15 protein-coding genes are annotated in these 21,381 nt (G+C 63.6%); 7 read left to right on the plus strand and 8 right to left on the minus strand.

The window, feature by feature from the left end; all coding sequences use genetic code 11:
* Window positions 1–16: 16 nt before the first annotated feature.
* Window positions 17–2,893 carry a formate dehydrogenase subunit alpha gene (fdhF, locus tag ACPWR9_RS12275; protein WP_426296682.1) on the minus strand — a complete coding sequence of 959 codons (2,877 nt, stop codon included), beginning with the start codon at window positions 2,891–2,893 and terminating at the stop codon, window positions 17–19.
* Between the two features lie 229 nt (window positions 2,894–3,122).
* Window positions 3,123–4,196 carry a substrate-binding domain-containing protein gene (locus ACPWR9_RS12280; RefSeq protein WP_426296681.1) on the minus strand — a complete coding sequence of 358 codons (1,074 nt, stop codon included), beginning with the start codon at window positions 4,194–4,196 and terminating at the stop codon, window positions 3,123–3,125.
* A 422-nt stretch (window positions 4,197–4,618) separates the two neighbouring features.
* Between ACPWR9_RS12280 and ACPWR9_RS12285 the strand changes: the two genes are divergently transcribed.
* The 7 genes from ACPWR9_RS12285 to ACPWR9_RS12315 all read left to right on the plus strand — a co-directional run bounded on the left by ACPWR9_RS12285 (window position 4,619) and on the right by ACPWR9_RS12315 (window position 13,234).
* Window positions 4,619–6,931 (plus strand): FdhF/YdeP family oxidoreductase, encoded by a 2,313-nt coding sequence (locus ACPWR9_RS12285; RefSeq protein ID WP_426296680.1) that lies wholly within the window; start codon window positions 4,619–4,621, stop codon window positions 6,929–6,931.
* The gene (locus tag ACPWR9_RS12290; protein WP_426296679.1) at window positions 6,924–7,235 is read left to right on the plus strand and encodes a helix-turn-helix domain-containing protein; all 312 of its coding nucleotides are present in this window, start codon (window positions 6,924–6,926) and stop codon (window positions 7,233–7,235) included. Before ACPWR9_RS12285 ends, ACPWR9_RS12290 begins: the two co-directional genes overlap by 8 nt.
* A gap of 200 nt (window positions 7,236–7,435) precedes the next feature.
* Entirely contained in the window at window positions 7,436–8,473 is a 1,038-nt protein-coding gene (locus ACPWR9_RS12295) for a fatty acid desaturase family protein (protein ID WP_426296678.1), read from the plus strand.
* A gap of 294 nt (window positions 8,474–8,767) precedes the next feature.
* Window positions 8,768–9,046, plus strand: coding sequence for a hypothetical protein (locus ACPWR9_RS12300; RefSeq protein WP_426296677.1), 279 nt, complete (start codon window positions 8,768–8,770; stop codon window positions 9,044–9,046).
* Entirely contained in the window at window positions 9,036–9,290 is a 255-nt protein-coding gene (locus ACPWR9_RS12305) for a hypothetical protein (protein ID WP_426296676.1), read from the plus strand. Before ACPWR9_RS12300 ends, ACPWR9_RS12305 begins: the two co-directional genes overlap by 11 nt.
* A 10-nt stretch (window positions 9,291–9,300) precedes the next feature.
* The gene (locus tag ACPWR9_RS12310) at window positions 9,301–10,884 is read left to right on the plus strand and encodes a PepSY-associated TM helix domain-containing protein (RefSeq protein ID WP_426296675.1); all 1,584 of its coding nucleotides are present in this window, start codon (window positions 9,301–9,303) and stop codon (window positions 10,882–10,884) included.
* A 106-nt stretch (window positions 10,885–10,990) separates the two neighbouring features.
* Window positions 10,991–13,234, plus strand: coding sequence for a TonB-dependent siderophore receptor (locus ACPWR9_RS12315; RefSeq protein ID WP_426296674.1), 2,244 nt, complete (start codon window positions 10,991–10,993; stop codon window positions 13,232–13,234).
* 128 nt (window positions 13,235–13,362) lie between these two features.
* Here ACPWR9_RS12315 and ACPWR9_RS12320 read toward each other — a convergent pair whose 3' ends face one another.
* From ACPWR9_RS12320 to ACPWR9_RS12345, 6 genes are all read right to left on the minus strand, one after another.
* Window positions 13,363–14,133, minus strand: a complete 771-nt coding sequence (locus ACPWR9_RS12320) for a ferredoxin--NADP reductase (protein WP_150678357.1) — start codon at window positions 14,131–14,133, stop codon at window positions 13,363–13,365.
* 158 nt (window positions 14,134–14,291) lie between these two features.
* A complete protein-coding gene (gene galE / locus ACPWR9_RS12325; RefSeq protein ID WP_426296673.1) occupies window positions 14,292–15,314 on the minus strand; it encodes a UDP-glucose 4-epimerase GalE in 1,023 nt (340 codons plus the stop codon).
* A 115-nt stretch (window positions 15,315–15,429) separates the two neighbouring features.
* Window positions 15,430–16,806, minus strand: coding sequence for an exopolysaccharide Pel transporter PelG (pelG, locus tag ACPWR9_RS12330; protein ID WP_426296672.1), 1,377 nt, complete (start codon window positions 16,804–16,806; stop codon window positions 15,430–15,432).
* Window positions 16,806–18,476 carry a GT4 family glycosyltransferase PelF gene (gene pelF, locus ACPWR9_RS12335; RefSeq protein WP_426297925.1) on the minus strand — a complete coding sequence of 557 codons (1,671 nt, stop codon included), beginning with the start codon at window positions 18,474–18,476 and terminating at the stop codon, window positions 16,806–16,808. The genes pelG and pelF overlap by 1 nt, the downstream gene beginning before the upstream one ends.
* A 26-nt stretch (window positions 18,477–18,502) precedes the next feature.
* Window positions 18,503–19,645, minus strand: coding sequence for a hypothetical protein (locus ACPWR9_RS12340; protein ID WP_426296671.1), 1,143 nt, complete (start codon window positions 19,643–19,645; stop codon window positions 18,503–18,505).
* Window positions 19,638–21,059 carry a PelD GGDEF domain-containing protein gene (locus ACPWR9_RS12345; RefSeq protein WP_426296670.1) on the minus strand — a complete coding sequence of 474 codons (1,422 nt, stop codon included), beginning with the start codon at window positions 21,057–21,059 and terminating at the stop codon, window positions 19,638–19,640. Before ACPWR9_RS12345 ends, ACPWR9_RS12340 begins: the two co-directional genes overlap by 8 nt.
* Between the last annotated feature and the right edge of the window lie 322 nt (window positions 21,060–21,381).

Consider the following 21,381-nt stretch of genomic DNA (forward strand, 5'->3'; position numbering starts at 1 on the left):
CAACCCGTCGCGCGCCCTACTTCACCGGCGCCGGTTCGACAGGCTTTCGTGCCGCCTCCAGCAACTCAAGCTGCTCGCGGTTGAACGTCGAATACTTTGCCTGCCATGCCGAGGGTTGCACCACCGGCAACACTTGTACCGCCGTCACCTTGTACTCGGGGCAATTGGTCGCCCAATCCGAGTTGTCGGTCGTGATGACGTTCGCCCCCGACTCCGGGAAGTGGAAGGTCGTGTACACGACACCCGGCTGCATGCGCTCGCTGATCACCGCGCGCAGCACCGTTTCTCCTGCGCGACTGCGAATGCCGACCCAGTCGTTGTCCTTGATGCCGCGCTCCTGCGCGTCATGCGGATGAATCTCGAGCCGGTCTTCGTCGTGCCAATGCACATTGGGCGTGCGGCGCGTCTGCGCTCCGACATTGTATTGCGAGAGTATCCGCCCGGTAGTGAGCAGTAGCGGATAGCGCGGCGTCACCTTCTCGTCGGTCGGCACATAGCGCGTGATGATGAAACGGCCCTTGCCGCGCACGAAGCTGTCGACGTGCATGATCGGCGTGCCTTCAGGTGCCTCGTCGTTGCACGGCCATTGCAGGCTGCCAGCCTCGTCGAGCCGCGCGTAGCTCACGCCATGGAACGTCGGTGTGAGCCGCGCGATCTCGTCCATGATCTCGGACGGGTGCGCGTATGGCATCTCGTAGCCCAACCGCTTCGCGAGTGCGATCGTCACTTCCCAATCGGCCAATCCCGGCAGTGGCGCCATCACACGGCGCACGCGCGAAATCCGGCGTTCGGCGTTGGTGAACGTGCCGTCCTTCTCCAAAAACGTCGTGCCTGGCAGCAGCACATGCGCGTATTTGGCCGTCTCGTTCAGGAAGATGTCCTGCACGACGATGCACTCCATGGCAGTCATCGCAGCGGCCACGTGCTGCGTGTTCGGATCGGACTGCACGATGTCTTCGCCCTGACAGTACAGGCCCTTGAAGCTGCCATGGATCGCGGCGTCGAACATATTGGGGATACGCAGCCCCGGCTCTTCTTGCAGCGTCACGCCCCATGCCGCTTCAAATTCCGCGCGCACCGTCGTGTCCGACACATGCCGGTAGCCGGGCAACTCATGCGGGAACGAGCCCATGTCGCACGAACCCTGCACGTTGTTTTGCCCACGCAGCGGGTTCACGCCGACACCTTCGCGCCCCACATTGCCGGTGGCCATCGCCAGATTCGCGATGCCCATCACGGTGGTCGAGCCTTGCGAATGCTCGGTCACACCCAGCCCGTAATAAATCGCTGCGTTGCCACCCGTCGCATACAGGCGCGCAGCACCGCGAATGGCCTCGGCGGGCACGCCGGTCGCGACCGACACCGCTTCGGGCGAATTCTCCGGCAGTGCGACGAACTCGCGCCACTGCGCGAACGCACGGTCTTCGCAACGCTCAGCAATAAACGCCTCGTCGAGCAGCCCTTCCGTGACGATGACGTGCGCCAGCGCATTGACCATCGCCACGTTGGTGCCGGGGCGCAGCGGCAGATGGAATTCGGCCTTGATGTGCGGGCCGTTCACGATATCGATGCGGCGCGGATCGATCACGATCAACTTCGCGCCTTCGCGTACGCGGCGTTTGAGCCGTGAAGCGAACACGGGGTGCCCGTCGGTCGGGTTCGCCCCCATGACGAGAATCACATCGGCATGCTCGATGGACTTGAACGTTTGCGTACCGGCCGATTCGCCGAGCGTCTGCTTCAAGCCGTATCCGGTGGGCGAATGGCAAACCCGTGCGCAAGTGTCGACGTTGTTGTTACCGAACGCCGCGCGCACGAGTTTCTGGACGAGATAGGTCTCTTCGTTGGTGCAACGCGATGACGTAATGCCGCCGATGGCGTCCCGACCGTATTTCGCTTGAATGCGTCGGAACTCCGACGCGGCATAGTCAAGTGCCTCGTCCCACGACACTTCACGCCAGGGATCGGTGATCTTGCTGCGAATCATCGGCCGGGTGATGCGCTCCTTGTGCGTCGCATAGCCCCATGCGAAGCGCCCTTTCACGCACGCATGCCCCTCGTTGGCGAGGCCGTCCTTGTACGGCGTCATCCGCACGATTTCGCTGCCCTTCATTTCCGCCTTGAACGCACACCCCACGCCGCAGTAAGCGCACGTAGTCACCACCGCATGCTCGGGCTGGCCCATCTGAATGACGCTCTTCTCCTGCAACGTCGCCGTCGGACACGCGCTCACGCACGCCCCGCACGACACGCATTCCGAGTCCATAAACGCTTGATCCTGCCCCGGCGACACACGCGATTCGAAGCCGCGCCCCGAGATCGTCAGCGCGAAGGTGCCCTGCGTCTCTTCGCAGGCGCGCACGCACCGGTTGCAGACAATGCATTTCGAGGGGTCGTAGGTGAAGTACGGATTCGACTCGTCCTTGGTGCTGGTGAGGTGATTGTCACCCTCGAAGCCATAGCGCACTTCACGCAGGCCGGTGACGCCCGCCATGTCCTGAAGCTCGCAGTCGCCGTTCGCGGCACACGTCAGGCAATCGAGCGGGTGATCGGAGATGTACAACTCCATCACGTTGCGGCGCAGGTCCTGCAACTTCGGCGATTGCGTGCGCACCTTCATGCCCGCTTCGACGGGTGTCGTGCACGATGCGGGAAAGCCGCGCCGCCCCTCGATTTCCACCAAACACAGACGGCACGAGCCGAACGGCTCCAGCGAGTCGGTAGCGCACAATTTGGGGATGTTGACATCGCTGAGCGCGGCAGCCCGCATGATCGAGGTACCGGCCGGCACACTCACGCGCTGGCCGTCGATCTCCAGCGTGACGTCCTGATTGGCGATCCGTTGCGGGGTGCCGAAATCGGGGCCGTGGCCCGGTTCAACCTGACGAGGCATAGCGCGTCTCCTGTGAGGATCGGGCATCGCCTTATATGTTCGTCAATTCATATGAATCGACATGACTTCGACGACGTCCCGGCTTCGACAGTAGTCCATATTTCCCGCGCTGGCAAAATTCGGGAAAACATTACCGGCGAGATTGGTTCGCCAGAAATGTGGTGCCGCATATAGGCATCCGGCTGCATATAGCCGAATAAGTCTGTTTGCTCACATCCGCGGTCCTCGCTTAGCCAAGCGACGGGAACGCCTCTGCGAGCGCTGCCACACGCCCCGTGTGCGCATCTGCGTAACCGGGGATCGCGTGCACTGCCTGCTTGTAGGGTGCACTTTGCAGAATGTCGAGCAATGCCCGCACGTAGCGATGTTCCGCAGCGCCATCCGGAAAGATCAGGCAATAGCGTTCGGTCAGAATCGGCAGGAAATCCAACCCGAATTGGGTCGCCGCCGCTTCGATGGCCAACCCCGCGTCGGCACGCCCGCTCGCGATATAGGCGGCGACGGCCGCGTGGGTCAGTTCGATGTTTTCCGTACCGTGGATGGTTTCTGGATCGAGTCGCGCTTGTTGCAGCAGCAGATCAAAGATCATGCGCGTGCCGGAGCCACGTTCGCGATTGGCGAACCGCGCACCCACGCGAGGTAAATCGGCAATCGACTGAATATGCAGCGGATTGCCACGCGCCACGAGCAACCCCAATCGGCGCGATGCCACATCGGCGACGCGGTAGGCCTTGCCCTTGAGCAAAGGCGCGTACTGTGCTAGCACCTGCTCGGCTAACGCACCTTCGGGCACATGAAAGCTCGCCATTTCGCATTCCTGCTTCGCGAGCGCCGAGACCGCTTCAATGCTGCCGCGATAACTCACTTCCAGCGGCAACTCTGCTTTCGCGGCGAAGTCGACCAGCGCCGCCACGGCCAACCCGTGACTGGCGAAGATGCGCAACTGGTCGTTGCCGTCATCCGCCAGCAAATCGTCGAGCTCCGTCTGCAACTCGGAGGCCATCGTCTCGAGTAACGGCCCCAAGCGCGCTTGCAAGCGCTTTTGCCCCCAGAGCAAGCGCCGGGCGAGCGGGGTGAGTACCGCGCCTCGTCCGCGGGCCATCGTGAGCAACGGTGCACCGAGTGCCGTCTCGGCCTCTTTCACGTGCCCCCATGCCCCGCGATACGACAGGTTCAGCGCATGGCTCGCCGCTTGCAGATTGCCCAGCGTATCGACATGCGCCAGCAATGAAATGAGCTTGTCGAGCGGCACGTCGCTGCCGTCGTGACGAAAGCGCAGTTGAGGGGCGATTGAGATCCGCATGGGGCGATCCATATGTGAATTGGTTCATAAGTGCACCCGACCCAGATCGCGCCGAAGAGCGCGAAGCCCTTCTATATCAACGCTATCTCGCGACATGCATGGTGAATCGGAGCGTGCGAGGCGAAATAATTATGCACATTTTTACCTATTCCGCCCATCGGAAATCGCCTGCGCGACGCAAGGATCGACGATTTGGTGCGATCGCCTCGAAACCGGGACGTCGCAGCGAGCATCATATGCTATTCATTGCATAATATAGCTCATGCATTTTGCTGATAACATGCCGTCATTCGCCGAATCATCAGGAACAAACGGGATTCACGCCGAGTCCGACGCTTGAGATTCGAACTCGATTTATGCATTTATTTGCCTATGATGGCAAATCAAACCCCTCCGGATTCACGCGCCACGCGCACCGCAACATGACCACACCGAAGATCGCCAACTACACGCGCCCCGCCGGTGGTTGGGGCGCCCTCAAGAACGTCGCCATCCAACTCGTCTCGCAAGGTATCCCGCTCAAGGGCGCGCGCACGCTGCTTAGCGCGAACCAGCCTAGCGGCTTCGATTGCCCGGGCTGCGCGTGGCCGGATCGCGAGCACGCCTCGACGTTCGAGTTCTGCGAAAACGGCGCCAAGGCCGTCGCCGCCGAGGCCACCAGCCGGCGCGTGACACCCGCGTTCTTCGCTGAGCACACCGTCACCGATTTGCTGTCGCTCGACGACTACACCCTGGAAGGCTACGGGCGCCTTACGCACCCGATGCGATACGACGCAGCAACCGACCGGTATGCGCCTATCGATTGGGAGGCGGCTTACGCCCTCATCGGCGAGCACCTGCGCGCCCTGCCTGACTCCAACCAAGCCGCGTTCTACACGTCGGGCCGCACCAGCAACGAAGCCGCCTTCCTGTACCAACTGTTCGTGCGCCAATACGGGACGAACAACTTCCCCGATTGCTCGAACATGTGCCACGAGCCGACCAGCGTGGGCTTGCCGCCGGTCGTCGGCATCGGCAAGGGCACGGTCACGCTCGACGACTTCGAGCAAGCCGATACCCTGCTGCTCTTCGGTCAAAACCCCGGCACCAATCACCCGCGCATGCTCGGCGAATTGCGTGAAGCCGCCCGGCGCGGGGCGACCATCGTGTCGATCAACCTGTTGCACGAGCGCGGGCTGGAGCGCTTCGCTGACCCACAAAGCGCCGCCGAGATGCTCAGCATGGGCGGCACGGCCATCAGCGGCCATTACGTGACGCCCGCGAGCGGCGGCGACTTTGCGTTCGTCAAAGGCGTGATCAAGCACGTGCTGGAACGCGATGCCGAGGCCCGCACCAACGGCGACGCGCCGCTGCTCGACGACGCCTTCATCGCCGAACACACTCATGGCTTCGACGCATTCGCGGCAGACGTTCGCGCCGAGCGCTGGGACGATCTCGTGCGCGCCGCCGGGGTTTCGCAAGCCCAGATGTGCCAGATTGCCGACGTTTATCTGCGCGGCGAGCGAGTCATTGCGACTTGGGGCATGGGCATCACGCAACACAAGCAGGCGGTGGCGACCATTCAGATGATCACCAACCTGATGCTCCTGCGCGGCAACATCGGCCGTCCGGGTGCGGGTCTGTGCCCCGTGCGCGGCCACAGCAACGTGCAGGGCGATCGCACCGTGGGCATCAACGAGAAGCCGAGCGCCGCGTTTCTCGACCGGCTCGGTCAAGTGTTCGATTTCAACCCGCCACGCGAAGAAGGGCTAGGCGTGGTCGACACGATTTCCGCGATGCTCGAGGGCCGCATCAAGGTCTTCATCGGCATGGGCGGCAACTTTGCCATGGCCACCCCGGACACGCCGCGCACTTGGGAAGGCCTGCGTCAGTGCGACTTGACGGTCCACGTCGCGACGAAGCTCAATCGCAGCCATCTCGTGCACGGGCGCGACGCCCTCATCCTGCCTTGCCTCGGCCGCACGGAGATCGATATGCAGGCGGGCAGCGTACAAGGCGTGACCGTCGAAGACTCGATGAGCATGGTGCACCTGTCGTACGGCATCAACGCCCCCGCCTCGGAACACCTGCGCTCGGAACCCGCCATCGTGGCGGGCATCGCGCAAGCCACGATGGGCCGCGCGCTCGCCGGGCACGACGACTGGCATTGGTACATCGAAGACTACGACCGCATTCGCGACGCGATTGCCGCGACGTTCGACGACTTCGACGGCTTCAATCGCCGCGTGCGCCATCCGGGCGGCTTCCGTCTGGCCGTGCCGCCCGCAGAGCGCCGCTGGCTGACCGCCACGGGCCGGGCGAACTTCACCACGCACCCGCTGCCAGCGGAGCTGCCCATCGACACGGCACGCCGTCAGGCGGGTGAGCGCGGCGCAGAGGTGCTGCAACTCGCCACCATCCGTTCGCACGATCAATACAACACGACGATCTACGGTCTGAATGACCGCTATCGTGGCGTGTTCGGTCAGCGCCGTGTGGTGTTTGCGAATGTGGAAGATCTCGACGCCCTGGGCTTTCGCGCGGGCGAGCGTATCGATTTGGTCGGCGTCTGGAACGATGGCATCGCGCGCCGCGCCGACGACTTCCTGCTCGTGGCATACGACATTCCGCGCGGCAGCATCGCCGCCTATTACCCGGAAACCAACGGTCTCGTGCCGCTCGACGCAACCGCCGACGGCGCGGGTACCCCAACGTCCAAATCGATCCCCGTGCTGATGGAGCGCCGCCGTGCCTGACGGCGCCATCCACCCCGCAAGCCACGCGACCGAGCGCATTGACGCCGCGGCCGAATCGATCTCGTCGGCCGAGCAGGATTTGGCGCGGTTGCTCTTCACCCTAGCGGAGGGACGCGACGAGGGCCGCGACGCGCTCTCGCTCGCACGCCTGGCCAAGCGCAGCGGACTGCCGATGAGCGACCTGCTGCGCTATCTCAGCGTGCTGGGCGATGCGGGCTGGGTCGACATCGAAGACGGCGAGCGCGGGTTGCGGCTCGCGCGTCTCACCGACGCGGGGTTGGCGCAGTACGGCAGCCTGCTGTAAGGCTGTGCTGTAAGGCCGTGCTGTAAATCTGCGAGTTCATCCCGTGCTGTAAGGCCGTGGTATGACAATGCCACGCGACTGACATATTTCCATCCTGACGGGCGACATACACTCTTGTCGCCACGGGGCCGGGCCGATTGCGTAAGATGGCGCTCGAACGCTCTGGCACTCGAAATGGCACCCCACGTCACGGAGACCTTATGGAGCATGTCGTCGCCCCCTCGGCGCAGTTGGACACCGATGCATCGCTGTCTTCTCTAGCTTCGCCGGCGCTCTGGCGGCACGCCCGCCCGTCGCGCTGGAATCCGTGGCTGATTGCGCTGACCGGACTCGCCGGACTTTGGCAATGGTTCGGGCTGGGTTGGGCGATGCGACATTGGGGGGCGAGCGCCGCACTCACGCTACTGCCCGTGCTACTGCTCACGCCGATGCACTGGGGCCTGATTCACGAATCGATTCACGGTCAGTTGCGACTCAAACCGCGTGCGAATGAACGCACTGGTCGGATGCTGTCGATATTGCTCGGCCTGCCGTTCGAAATCATGCGCTTCGGTCATCTGCTGCATCATCGCTTCACGCGGCAGCCGTTCGACCGGCCCGATATTTCCACCCTTCCCGAAAACGCCTCACCGGTTTTGCGGTTACGCGCATGGCTCGGCTATCAGTCGCGGTTGTTGGGCGGCATGTGGTTGGCGGAAATCTTTGCGCCAATCATCGCCTGGGTGCCGTTGCGCCGCCTCCCCGCACTGGCCGCCAGCGCGCTGGGCACAGACGCCCAAGACGAAGACGTGCGCCGCCGCGTGGTCATGTTCGGCAGCGACCCCGTGCGCCGCCGCCGGATTCAGCGCGATTTCCTGCTGACGCTGGCAATGTTCGCGCTCGCCCTCTGGGCCTACGGGCCGTGGTGGCCGGTGTTCGTCGCGGCGTTCGTCGCGCGCGGCATCTGGCTTTCGATTGCCGACAACTTGCCGCACTACGGCGTTGCCATGGACGAGCCCGCGCGCGCCCGCAACTTCCACGCCCCTGCGCCGATCCGGGCGTTGCTGCTCAACGCAAATCTCCATCGCGTCCATCACCTCTACCCGACCGCGCCGTGGCATCTGCTGCCGGAGATCGATCGAGCGCAGCCCACGCCCGGTCCGCAAATCCCTTACCTACAGGCCGCGCTTCGGCAGTTCGGCGGGCAACTACCGGCCGACACCACTGGCAGGCGTCAGTTAACGGTGACGGGACGCTAATCAACGCTTCGGCACTCAGGACGACCCGCTGCACGGCAACCGCAAGACCGCGGCGCCGAGCACCATCTCGCATAAATTCAAGGCATTGACAACGGCCCGCTCGGCGCCGTTGTCACCAAACCACGACTGCGCGTCGCCGCGTTTCCCGATGTTTGCGAATGTTTCAGGAATTATCCGAAACATGTTATAAATGCGAATCGTTTTCGTTAACGTTCTCATCGGCACACATGCCGTGACGTCGCCTGAGGGCGGCGTTTTTGCTTGTGTGCCCTCGTTTCTCGTCGATTCCTAAGCATGTTGATTGCATTGGCTATTGCGCTGGCCTGGCTTGCAGGCGGCGTCTGCTATCTGACATCGGAGCATCAGCGCCTGCGTACGCAGCGCCTGAGCGCCCAGCCCGCACGCGCGCTCGCGCTTGTGGCTGCCATCGCCAGCGTGATTTGCTGGCTGACGGCGGCCGGGGCTTCAGCCGGTATCGCAGCGGCGTTCATGTCGTTGTGTTTTGGCCTCCTCTTTTGGCCGTACGCCGCTGGCGGCTGGCATTGGCTGCGCGGAGATGCCCATGTGGAGTAGAACGTTTGCGGGTCTCGTACTCGGCTTCTTCGCGGCCATGGCGCTGTGCGGGGCCATCGCGTACATGACGCCGGCGGGCTGGCACACCGCTGTCATCCCCGTCATCGCCCTCTTCCCGCTTGTGTGGCTCGGCCTGTTCGCCGTGGTCTATGCGAGCCGAACCGCCACGCGCGCATGGATCGGCATGGGTGCCACCACTGCCGTCGCCTGGGCCGCGCTATATCTGGCGCGCGCCGTCTGGTAAGGATTTTCCGATGCGTGCCCAAACGCTACGTCAATATCTGAGCGTCCATACGTGGGCCGGCATCGTGGCTGGCTTCGCGCTCTTCATCGCCATGCTCGGCGGTGCGCTCACCGTTTTTCAACACGAAATCGAACGCTGGGAGCAGCCCGCCACGCGTCATGCGCCGCTCACGCTCGCGCAGACCGAGACACTGGCTGAACTCGTGCGGGCAAAGTACCCGGCGGCGCGCGAGCAGATGGGCGTGGTACTGCCCAACCATTCGCCAACGCCATTCGCCTACTGGCAACAGCCCGACGGCGAGTGGATGCAGGCGCGCTTGCGCGAATCGAACGACGGCGCTCAACCTTCGCTCATCGTCGGCAATGCCCGCCCCGGGCTGTCGGCCACGATCAATGCGCTGCACTACTCGCTATCGATTCCGACCTACGGCCTGTATCTGATGGGCATCGTGTCGCTGTTCTATGGGATGGCGCTGATCTCGGGTGTCATCGTGCACTTGCCGCGCATCACGCGCGACATCTTTGCGCTGCGCCCCGGGCGCAATCTCAAGCGCTTTTGGCAAGACGCGCATAACGCGATCGGCGTGCTGAGCTTGCCGTTTCACATCGTCTTTGCACTCACCGGCGCGCTGCTGTGCCTGAGCTTGCCGTTGATGATGGCATTTAACGTCGTCACGTTCGAGAACAAGTTGATGGCGCAGATTCCGCAGGTAACCGGCTCGGTGCCCGCCAAAATTGCGCCGGTCGAAGGCAAGCCACTGGCGCTGGCCGACGTGCTCGCGCGTGCCGCGCATGCCGCCCCCGACGTGGAAGCGACCGCCGTCGCATGGACCGGTTACGGCAAGCCGGACGCCGTGGCAGAAGTGTATGGCGAAGCCGGTGACTCGCTGGGCGTGTTCGCCGCCGTGGCCGTGCGTCTGAACGACGGCGCCATCGTCGGTCAGCACAGCCCGGGCGCACGCGACGCCAATCACGCCGTCATGAGCATGATTTACGGCGCGCACTTCGGCAATTTCGCCGGTATCGGCATGCGCTGGGTCTACTTCGTCCTCGGCCTGATGGGCGCGGTGCTGGTGTACAACGGCAACTTGCTGTGGCTGGAGTCGCGCCGCAAGCGCAACTCGGCGATTCAACCGGCCAATCTGCGCTGGATGGCAAAGGCCACGGCCGGGGTGTTCCTCGGCACGTGCCTCGGGTTGGCGGTGGCGTTCTCGGGTGCACTGCTCTCGCAAGGCACGACGGCGCTGTCGATCTTCGTCGTCACGGTCGCACTGTCATTGATCTTTGCTGCGCTCACGGCACCCGCCGTGGCCGCCACCGGATTGCTCGCCGCGACGGCGATTGCCTGTCTGGCCATTCCCGTTCTCGACGCCATCGTCACCCCGGACAGCGTGTTGCACTCGATCGCTGCGGGCGACTGGGTACTCGCAGGGGTCGATCTCGTCGCCATTGTTTGCGCGATCGCGTTCTTCCTGTTCGCTCGCGCGACGTGGCGACGCGCACGTCATGGCGATCCGAACAGTGTGTGGGCACGCCCCGCACTGCCGACGGATAGCGCCACGCAGGCACAGCGAGAGGCGCACACCGCCAGTTAAGGATTCCCCCGGCGAAGCCCTCGCCCGGGACATAAGAGATTTGGCGCACCGACGCCATCGATCCAGCACAAGACAGTCAGTCACTTACTCAGGGAGATGTACCCCAATGTCGCAAATCCGCTCCGTCACGGCGCGCGCCCTCGCTCGCCCCGAAGTTTCGCGTCGTGCTTCGCCCATCGCTCGGGCCACGTTCGCGCTGATCGCAACCTACGCCGCATTGGCGGCATCGCAGGCGTACGCGCAAAGCGCTGCCACCAGCGCGTCGGCCGACCCGGCGGCGAACCATGGGGCACCCGCGGCGACGACCGCGCAGACGCCGACCGCCCAGTTGTCGACGACGACCGTCGTCGGCGATCGCAGCAACGACTACGATCCGCTCGCCGTGAAAAACGTGACCTCGGGGGCACTCGGCACACGTAAGGCCGTCGACACACCCTTCTCGACCACGACCGTGACGAACGAGCAAGCACAGGATTTGATGGCAACGTCGATCAACGACGTGTTCAAGTACGACCCGTCCGTCGCACAGGTCATCAGTAGCGCGACCGGCGAGAATGCCGTCTTCAGCGTGCGCGGTCTGGCGATCGACATGCTCAACGGCATCAAGGTCGACGGTCAGAGCTTCCCGGTGTGGGACGCCGATCTCGCGCTGGAACCGTTCGAGAAAGTGGAACTGCTCAAGGGTGCAGGCGGCTTCATGTACGGCTTCGCCACGCCGGGCGGCATGCTGAACTACGTGATGAAGCGCCCAACGGACGACCCGTACCAATCGGCGACCATCGGCTACACGTCGGCCAACATCTGGGCCGGGAAGCTCGACGTGGGCGGCCGGTTCGGCCCGGACAATCAGTTCGGCTATCGCATGAATGTGGTCAACGAGGAAGGCAACTCGTCGGAAGCGAATCAGCATATTCGCCGCAAGGGCGCATCGCTGGCGCTCGACTGGCGCATCACGCCGAACCTCACGTGGTCGGCCGACGTGATGTATCAGGATCGCAAATCGACAGGCACGATTTTCGGTCTCGGGTTCTACGGCGTGACGCAGATTCCGGCCGCCAAGAGCATCAAGGACTTGTCTCAACCGCAGAACTGGTATGAAACCGAGTTCCTGTCGGTAGGCAGCGGCCTCGATTACCGCATCTCGGACGACTGGCGCGCCAGCCTGAAATTCCGCTTCGCGAAGGAAAACCGCTACAACTTCGACAGCTTCATCGCGGTGAACGACAACGCGGGCAACTACACCAACACGCTGTACGCAGCGCTCACGCGTTACTACTACCAGAACTACGACGCCATGCTGCAAGGCAAGGTCGACACGTGGGGCGTGAAACACGACGTGGTCGTGGGCGCGAGCTACATGAACCAGTGGAAAGACTACGACGCGGGCGAAGGCTGGCAAAACGGCTACAACCTCGGCAACGGCAACCTGTTCTCGACGACGTTGCTGACCAACGCGCAAGCCGGTATTTCGGCCGACTTGTATCGCGCGGGCCGCATCACGCAAGCGGCGATCTACGCGAGCGACACGGTACACATCACGTCGCGTCTGTCGGTGCTGCTTGGCGCGCGTTACACGCAGTATCACGACTGGAGCTATTACACCAACGGCAACCAGTCGGCGAACTACTCGGCCAACCCGGTCTCGCCGACCATCGCGTTGATGTACAAGACCGACGCGAATTCGACCGCTTATGTGAGCTACGTCGAGTCGCTGGAAGAAGGCGCATCGGCCGACAACCGCTACGCCAACTCGGGCACGACGTACGGCCCGCTCAAGAGCAAGCAGTGGGAAGTCGGCTTCAAGACGGATAACCGGAATTGGGGCGCCAACATCGCGTTGTTCCAGCTTCGCCGCGGCTATTCGTACGCCGATTCGAACAACAACCTGGTGCAGAACGGCATCATGCGCTTCCAGGGGCTGGACGCGAGCGCGTGGGTCAAGCCGGTCAACGACTGGCGCCTGATGGGTGGTGTGCTACTGATGAACTCGAAGGCGGTGGACATCGACGATCCGACGGTCAACGGCAAGCGCGTGTATGGCGCAGCCAAGTTCATCGGCACGGGACGCATCGAGTACAACCCGTCTTACCTGCGCGAGTTGACGGTCGCGTTCGGCGGCAAGTACGTGGGCGGCATGGCGGTCGACGCGGCCAACACGCAGTTCATCCCGGGCTACACCACGTTCGATCTGAGCGCGAAGTATCAGACCCGTATCAGCGGCAAGGACGTCGTGTTCCGCGCGGGGATCAACAACCTGTTCGATCGCAAGTACTGGACCGAAGCGTGGGGCGGCTTCCTGTTCCTCGGCGCCACGCGCACGTTCGTGGCCAACGCGACGATTCAGTTCTAAACGACGACCGGTCGCCGCGCGAATGACGTGCGGCGGCCCCGGCAGTCTTTTGCCTGGGCCAGAACGACAAAAAACCCCACGACGTTTGCGTCGCGGGGTTTTTGTTTGATGCCGTACCGCTTGTCGAATTAACCGACGAACGCGCGCTCGACGAGGTAGTGCCCCGGTGCGTGGTTGTGGCCTTCGACGAAGCCGCGCTTTTCCAGCAGCTCGCGGGTGTCCTTGAGCATGGCCGGGCTGCCGCACAGCATGACACGGTCGTTTTCCGGCGTGAATTCCGGCAGGCCGATGTCCTGGAACATCTTGCCCGACTCGACCAGCTCCGTAATACGGCCCTGGTTCTCGAACTCTTCGCGCGTGACGGTCGGGTAGTAGATCAGCTTGTCGCGCACGTACTCGCCCAGATACTCGTGTTCCGGCAAATGCTGGGTGATCAGATCGCGGTAAGCCAGTTCGCTCGTGAAGCGGCAGCCGTGCACGAGAATGATGTGCTCGTAACGGTCATACACTTCCGGGTCGCGAATGATGCTCATGAACGGCGCGAGGCCCGTGCCCGTCGAGAGCAGATACAGGTTCTTGCCCGGCAGCAGGTTGTCGTTGATGAGCGTGCCCGTCGGCTTGCGGCCCACGATCACCTTGTCGCCCGGCTTCAAATGTTGCAGACGCGAGGTCAGCGGACCGTCCTGCACCTTGATGCTCAGGAATTCCAGCTCTTCCTCGTAATTGGCGCTCGCCATGCTGTAGGCGCGCAGCAGCGGTTTGCCTTCGACTTCCAGACCAATCATCGTGAACTGGCCATTGACATAACGGAACGAAGCGTCGCGCGTGGTCTTGAAGCTGAACAACGTATCAGTCCAGTGGTGGACTTCCAGCACGGTCTGTTGATTCTGTGTACTCATATTGGCGGTCGGTAATGCGGTAATGGCCCCGTAGCCCGGGACGGCGGCGCGCAAGGTGCACGCACTATCGGTCGAGGGCGGGAAAACCCGACTATTTTACCTTAATTGGGAATGGCTTTCATTTGTCCCCTGTCCCCTAACGGGGTTTTTCGGGACGATTATTGATATCCATCAGGATTCTGGCGCTGCCAGCGCCAGTGATCGGCACACATACGCGCCAGATCGTACTGCGCGCGCCAGCCCAGCAGCGCCTGTGCCTTGGCCGGATTGGCGTAACACGTGGCGATGTCGCCAGTCCGGCGGGCCACGATCTCGTACGGCACATCGCGCCCGCTCGCTGCCTCGAAGGCACGAACGACGTCGAGCACGCTATGTCCTTGCCCAGTGCCCAGATTCACGGTGAAACCCGCTCCATGCGTGCGCAAACCGGTCAGCGCCGACAAATGCCCGCGCGCCAAATCGACCACATGCAGATAGTCGCGCACACCGGTGCCGTCGGGCGTCGGCCAGTCGCCGCCGAATACCTTCAGCCGTGCTTGCTTGCCCACGGCCACTTGTGCGACGAACGGCATCAGGTTGTTTGGCACGCCGCCAGGGTCCTCGCCCAGCAAACCGCTCTCGTGGGCACCGACAGGATTGAAGTACCGCAGTGTGGCGCAGCGCCAGCGCGGGTCGGCCGCCACGGTGTCGGCGATCATCTGCTCAGCCATCAATTTGGTCTGGCCGTACGGATTCGTCGTCGACAGCGGGAACGTCTCGTCGACGGGCACCGAGCTCGGATTGCCGTACACCGTGGCCGACGAACTGAACACCAGATCGTGTACGTTGTGACGCGCCATGGTGGCAAGCAACGTGACGAGGCTGCCAAGGTTGTTGCTGTAGTAGCGCAACGGCTCGCGAACCGACTCGCCGACCGACTTGAGCGCCGCAAAGTGAATCACGCCATCGATGCGGTGGCGGGCAAAAACGTCCTCCATGAGCGCGGCGGAACACACGTCGCCCTGGATGAACACCGGCGCGCGCCCAGCAATGCGTTCGATACGGACAATGGCTTCGCGTTGACTGTTGCTGAGGTTATCGACAATGACGACGTCGTAACCGCCTGCCAGTAACTCGACACACGTATGCGAGCCGATATAACCGGCGCCGCCGGTAACGAGAATGGTGCCCTGATTGCTCATGAAAATGCCTTGGCGTCGCCTTCCCCGCGCGCCCGGGGTCGCGCACGTTGCGCGAGGTCCCGCATCTTACTCCACGGCTGCCGGCTTCGCCAATTGGCGCGGGCCGCCGGCAGCCTTACATCGGCTGACGCATATACGTCTCGTATTCGAGGGCGCCCAACCGCCTGCCTAACCAGACGACACCCACTATCAGCACGCACAACAACGCCAGGGCAAACCCATAGCCGTACCAGTCCGGCCCGAGCCGCAGACTCGCCCAAGTGAACACCGCGTTGAGCACCACCAGCGACGCGGTAATCACGAGCACCTCGCGGCGCCGGTCGAGATAGAACAACACATTGAGCACGCCCAGCAGCAACACCTGCATGCTGGCCGCAATGACATCCACACGCAGCAACGGCTGCCAGGCGGCAGGCATGCCGACCAGTCGCAGCATGTCGTCGCCGAACGCAAACACCAGCAGCGTCACCACCGTTTGCACCTTCAGAATTTCGTACAACCCGGTGCGTACGGCACGCGTCATCATGTCGCGCGCCGTCGCGATTTGCCGCAGCGTGCCACCATGCCGCACGGCATCGAAGAAGCTCGTATAGGCTTCGGCAAAGTCCGTCTCGATGCGCAGCAGAAACACCGCCATGCCGGGAATGACGCACATATACGAGAGGAAGACCGGCAAATCGTAGACAGGCGACGCCCGCAACGGTCCGATGATCGTCATGCCGGTGGCGGGCGATACCCAGAACATCAGCTTGTCGATCCATACGCCGAGTCCGAAACACACGCCCACGCCGACCAGCGACACGTACAACCCCTTCGGCGCAAAGACGTCCCACGACAGCCACGTATCGGTGCGGTACTGCCGCACGACGATCGCCACCAGCCCCAGCAGCAGGCACGCATGACCGATCACGAACCCGCCCAGCAACCCCACCAGACCGTAGCGCCCCAACAGCACGGCGCTCACCACGCTCAAGCTGTAGCCGACGCAAAACACACCGAGAATCGCGCGGTACTGCTTCACGCTGGTGAGAAACAACACCACGACCCACAGGTTGCCGAGCAACACGAAGCCGATCCACATCAACCACCGGTAAGCCAGTGGCAACGCGACGAAGAGCGTCTGCGACAACACCAGACCGAGGCTACCGAGCACCACGGTGGTGACCAGCGCCACCGCGCCGAGCGCAGGCATGACGGCCCGCGATTCGCCCGCGAACAACCGGTCGCTCAAATGCCGCGTGAAGGCCAATTGCACTAGCCCGGTGACGATCACGCTGGCGGCGATCAGGTACGTCACCGACACCTGAAACTGCGTGAGGATGGTGGCCGACTGCACGTTGGCAAGACTCATGAGGCCGACGAGCACGATGCCGACCATCGACAGCACCAACGGCCCCGCGCTGATGATCCCCGCGTAGCTGTACGCCACGAGCGTGCCCGATAGCGTGTCGCTGCGCAGCAATCGGCGCAATTCGAAACCGATACCCGCCATCAGCCGTGACTCCCCGCCAGCAGACGCCCGTAGAGCGCACGATAGGCATCGCACATGGCGTCGTGCGTGTAGTGACGTGCCACTCGGGCCATGCCGGCACGGCTTGCAGCGTGCCAGACATTCGGCTCCAGCACGTCGACGATGGCAGCCGCAAGGGCTTCCGGGTCGGCAATGGGTACGACGCGACCGGCACTTCCCAGCGCCCGGTCGCCGTCGAGGGCGTGATCCCCTTCGATCAGATGACGGCACGCGCCGACATCGGTGGTCACCACCGGCACACCGGCGGCCGCCGCCTCCAGCACGACGAGCGGCAACGCCTCGGAGACCGACGACAACGCCAACACGCCGATGTGCGGCAACACCGTCTCGACAGGCCGGTAGCCCATGAAGCGCACCTGATACTCCATGCCGAGACTCGCCGCCACGTCGCGGCACTCCTGCGCGTACGCCGGGTCCTCCGTCTCCGGGCCGATGATCCAGCCTTGCACATCGGGACGATGGCGATACGCGATGAAGATCGCCCGCAAGAACGTCTTGATGTCCTTGACCGGCACCACCCGCCCGATGAGGGCCACTACCGGTGGAATGTCCGTACGGTCTGCCTCATCCGGATTGTCAGGATTGCCCGGATCGTCGGCCGCGCCCGGGTCGCCACGCCGTGGCACCCGAAGCGCCGCAAAACGTGCAACGTCGATCCCGTTCGCGATATTGCGTGTCTTGTGCGCAGGCGCGCCGTCGGCGAGTTGCCGCTGCCGATTGCCTTCGAACAGGGCCACGATGTCGTCGGCCGCGTCGTAGCACACGCGCCCGATCGTCTCGAAGAAGCGCATCCATAGGTTTTGGAAATAGCCGACCTGCGAGATATCGCGCTCCAGCACCCCGCGGTTATCGCGCAACCATTCGCTTTGCAGCAGATCGAGCTTGCGCTCCTTGGTGTAACTGCCATGCTCGCTCACCAGCAGCGGACGTCCGGTCGAGAACCGCAACAACGCGCCCAGCAGGCCCGCATAGCCAGTCGATACCGTGTGATACATGCGCGCAGGCGGCATGGCGTCGGCAATGCGCGCGAGTTGCCACAGCGGTTTGTGCATCGTGCGCACGGTCCAGAAATAATCGGTGAACGACGGGTCGAGACAGTGACGCTCGTAGCGCTCGGTCATGAAGTCCCACGCCGCGCGACTGTGCAGAAACTGGGGCTGTGCCAGTTCACGGTCCTCGCGAAGCATCGGCAGGAGGCGCGCAAGCATCTGGCGCAGGCCATCGTTCCCCGCCCCGTCGGCGTGCCCGTGCCCCGCAGCGTCGCGGCGCCGCATCAAATCGTGCATCTCGCCGACCTGTGCAAACGCTCGCGCGTCGCCGTCGGTGTGGAGCACGCCCTGATGACTGGCCACTGCGTCGTCTTGCGACGAGGTTTCGTAGAGGTAATGCGCCTCAAAGTGGGTGACGTTCGGCGGCAATTCGTACACCGGTGCGCCGTAGTCTTCGCGGCGGCTGCCAATGAACACCACCGCGAACGTCCGCTCGGGAAACGCGCGGATCAGTTGGTCGACCCACGACGACACGCCCCCGCGCACGTAGGGAAACGTGCCTTCGAGCAGCAATGCCACATCGGCCACGGGCGCGGTTTGAGGCGCCGGCGTGGCCGAAGCCTCGCCGGCGTCGAGCGGCATCTCGCCGGGCGCGTCGGGCGGCGACATCATCTCGTCCAGAACCGCACAGCAGGCTGCACCGTCGGCGACACCGCCGCCAGTGCGGCGTGACCACCCAGTCCGCACAGCAGTTGCGTCACACGGTCGTAACGGCGTTTCTGGAACGCCGCTTCGGCCAGCCATGGCAGCAACCGCTCGCTGGGGAAACTGTGGAACTGCGCATGCCGCAGATACATTTCTGCGGCATCGGGCGCGTGGCGCAGCAACGAACACCGGCCAAGCAGATACCACATCGAAGCATCGTCTTCATGCTGCTCAAGCGTCGCGTGCGCGAAGAATTCGACCCGTTCCAGCGTGAAACGCAGCACCTCGCCGCGCACCAGGTTCTGATAAATGAGCTCCCAATACAACTGAGCCAGCCGACGACTCGTGTCGGCGCGTTCGTCCTCGTCCTGCGCCGCCTCGTGGCGGTCTCGCATCTGGAAGATCTGCTGCATGATGCGCTTCTCCAGCCCATCGAGAATGCCGTATGCCAGCAGACGCACCTCCTCCACCGGGTCGGCGAGCAGATCACGCGCAATTTCGCTGGTCACACGCGACGGCAGCGCCTGCACCGACACGAGTGCGGCCACGCGATCGTCACGCTCGCCGTTCACGTTGCGCAGGCGGGCACGCAATCGCATACCGGTGCCATGTCGCACGCGCGCCACCAGATGCGTGACGAACCCGGGCGACGCCACCTGTACGGCTTGTGGCATTTCACGCGGCATCGGAAACAGGTAACCGATCAGCATCACACCGAACAGCACGAAGATCCCGACCAGCGGCAGGAAGAAACAGATCAGTGCGGTGTGCCACCCGACGCCGCGCCGATGACGATAGCTCGCGGGCAAGGCGTGCGTCATGAACGCGCCAGCCAGACAAGCCGACACGGCTTGCCATGCCAGCACAAGCCATAGCGGGTCTGTCCACGCGAGCGCATGGAGCGCGGCGCCAGTGCCATCGACACCAGGCGTCACTTCGACAACTGGGGAAGGAAAGAGAACGATGCGGGCCGCCTGCCACTGCGCTGCCATCGCAAGGCCCGCCACGACGAGCAGCAGCATCCACCGCAGCGCCTTTGCCGCGCCGCCTTGACCGGGTCGCTGCCAGCTTCGCAAGGCGTCGTCGCGATGCGTCAAGTCAACCATGGCCGGTACACCGTTCGACGAGTTTGAGCAGCCCTTCGCCCGGCGCATCGGCATCGACGTGTGCGCTGTGAATCGCAATATGGCCGCTCTGAAAATCGACGTCGTATTGCTGACGGAGGAGGTTTTCCACGCGCAACAGGTAACCGTCGATGCCGTGCTCGTCGGTAATCGGCATCAGCGCGATGGCGATCTGCTGGCGCGGCGTGCCTAAGGTCCACAGCGCGTCGAGTGCGCGGCGCTGGCGCACGGTCTGCTCGAACAGGGAGTCGCCGCGGGCCCCGCGGGGGAACACCAGCGCGACGAGCGACGACTCGATGCCGCTGCCGCGCTTGAGCCGTGCGAGGCGTCCCAGCTCCAATGCGAAATCGTAGGGGGCTTGCGGTACCGACGCCCGCACTTCCGCCACGAGCGGCTGCTGGGCCACGCCATCGGCGTAATACGCGAGCAACACGAGCAACAGCTGAAGATTGTCGTGGTTGAGGGCCAGAAACGGCATGCGGCGCACGATCAGCACGCTCACCAGTTGCCCGTCGGCGTCGACCAGGGGCGCGCAGGCGAGATAAGGGCTCGACTCGCTGGCCGCGGCATCCGAGCGCACATGCGTCAGCGTGCCCTCGCGCAGGCAGTGCTGCACCAGCGGATCGTCGGAGATAGGTTCGAAACTCTCCCCTACGCGCGCGAGTGCCGTCGTGCCGAGGCGATCGCCGCGCACCGGGAAGAGCGACGCCACTTCGATTTGGCACGTGAGCGCGGCGAATTCGAGCATCGGCTGCGCGTTCGGCAGTGTCACCCCGCCAGTCAAGTGCACATCGCCGGCGCGGCGCACGGTCAGGTCGCGCAAGCGCGTGATGGCGTCGCGCAGGGTGACGGGCCGGGCGAGCAAGTCACGCTCCAAGCGCTCGTGCGAGACCCGCAGCAGGTAGTGGTTGTGCGTGATGGCGACCAGACGGTCGTTCAGATAGCCATTGATACTCTGCGCACGGCGCGTGCGGTAGGACCAGACATCGCAAAAATGTCCGGTGACAAGTACCGCCGTCATTCCACCCGCGAAATAGCCCATCGGGAAAACTTCGCCCGACCGGCCGCACAGAAGATACCAAGCCAGCGCGAGCAGCGCCCCGCTTCCCGCCGCCGCGAAAGCCCCATAGCGCAGCGCCGTCACCATAGCGACGAGCCACAACCAGGGAAACTGCGCGGTGCGCAGCAACGGGTCTTCCGGTCGAAACTCCCATGCCACGAAAATCGCGAGCGTCATCACGCCCACGATTTCAAGGACGGCGAGCGGGCGGACGACCGCCGGTGCGAGCCAACGCCCCCACACGCCCAGGTTGCCGAGCGGTTGCGAGCGACGCACGCGCGCCGATGCATGGGCATCGCGTGCCGGTTCGGCGTCGTTAGGCGTGGCGGTTGTCACGTGGCGCTCGTGAAAAAAAGAATCAGCCGGGTCGGGCGGCCTGCGGGCTCACGCGCCGACGCTTCGGTATGGCGTCCGTGCGGGCATAGACACCCCTCGTGACGGACAACGGCTTTCGCGCGGAACCGGCGCGAGACGGCAATTTGGATCCCCGGCGCAGCCCATGACTGCTGATCTGAAGTGACTTCTTATGGTTGATACGACCGCACTCTACACATCGTCAGTCCTACTATCGTCCCCATTTTTGACGTGGCTGCGCACCGCGTGAAAGCCGCGTGAAAGCCTTGCGACAACTACGTGACAAGCGACAATTCGGGACCGT

This window comes from Pandoraea pneumonica (genome assembly GCF_049918595.1).
In the GTDB taxonomy this organism is placed as follows: domain Bacteria; phylum Pseudomonadota; class Gammaproteobacteria; order Burkholderiales; family Burkholderiaceae; genus Pandoraea; species Pandoraea pneumonica_A.

Bases quoted from the DNA above. Each gene is read 5' to 3' on its own strand.
- fdhF (WP_426296682.1), bottom strand. From the start codon at position 2,893: ATGCCTCGTCAGGTTGAACCGGGCCACGGCCCCGATTTCGGCACCCCG.
- ACPWR9_RS12280 (WP_426296681.1), bottom strand. From the start codon at position 4,196: ATGCGGATCTCAATCGCCCCTCAACTGCGCTTTCGTCACGACGGCAGC.
- ACPWR9_RS12285 (WP_426296680.1), top strand. From the start codon at position 4,619: ATGACCACACCGAAGATCGCCAACTACACGCGCCCCGCCGGTGGTTGG.
- ACPWR9_RS12295 (WP_426296678.1), top strand. From the start codon at position 7,436: ATGGAGCATGTCGTCGCCCCCTCGGCGCAGTTGGACACCGATGCATCG.
- ACPWR9_RS12300 (WP_426296677.1), top strand. From the start codon at position 8,768: ATGTTGATTGCATTGGCTATTGCGCTGGCCTGGCTTGCAGGCGGCGTC.
- ACPWR9_RS12305 (WP_426296676.1), top strand. From the start codon at position 9,036: ATGTGGAGTAGAACGTTTGCGGGTCTCGTACTCGGCTTCTTCGCGGCC.
- ACPWR9_RS12310 (WP_426296675.1), top strand. From the start codon at position 9,301: ATGCGTGCCCAAACGCTACGTCAATATCTGAGCGTCCATACGTGGGCC.
- ACPWR9_RS12315 (WP_426296674.1), top strand. From the start codon at position 10,991: ATGTCGCAAATCCGCTCCGTCACGGCGCGCGCCCTCGCTCGCCCCGAA.
- ACPWR9_RS12320 (WP_150678357.1), bottom strand. From the start codon at position 14,133: ATGAGTACACAGAATCAACAGACCGTGCTGGAAGTCCACCACTGGACT.
- galE (WP_426296673.1), bottom strand. From the start codon at position 15,314: ATGAGCAATCAGGGCACCATTCTCGTTACCGGCGGCGCCGGTTATATC.
- pelG (WP_426296672.1), bottom strand. From the start codon at position 16,806: ATGGCGGGTATCGGTTTCGAATTGCGCCGATTGCTGCGCAGCGACACG.
- pelF (WP_426297925.1), bottom strand. From the start codon at position 18,476: ATGCCGCTCGACGCCGGCGAGGCTTCGGCCACGCCGGCGCCTCAAACC.
- ACPWR9_RS12340 (WP_426296671.1), bottom strand. From the start codon at position 19,645: ATGGTTGACTTGACGCATCGCGACGACGCCTTGCGAAGCTGGCAGCGA.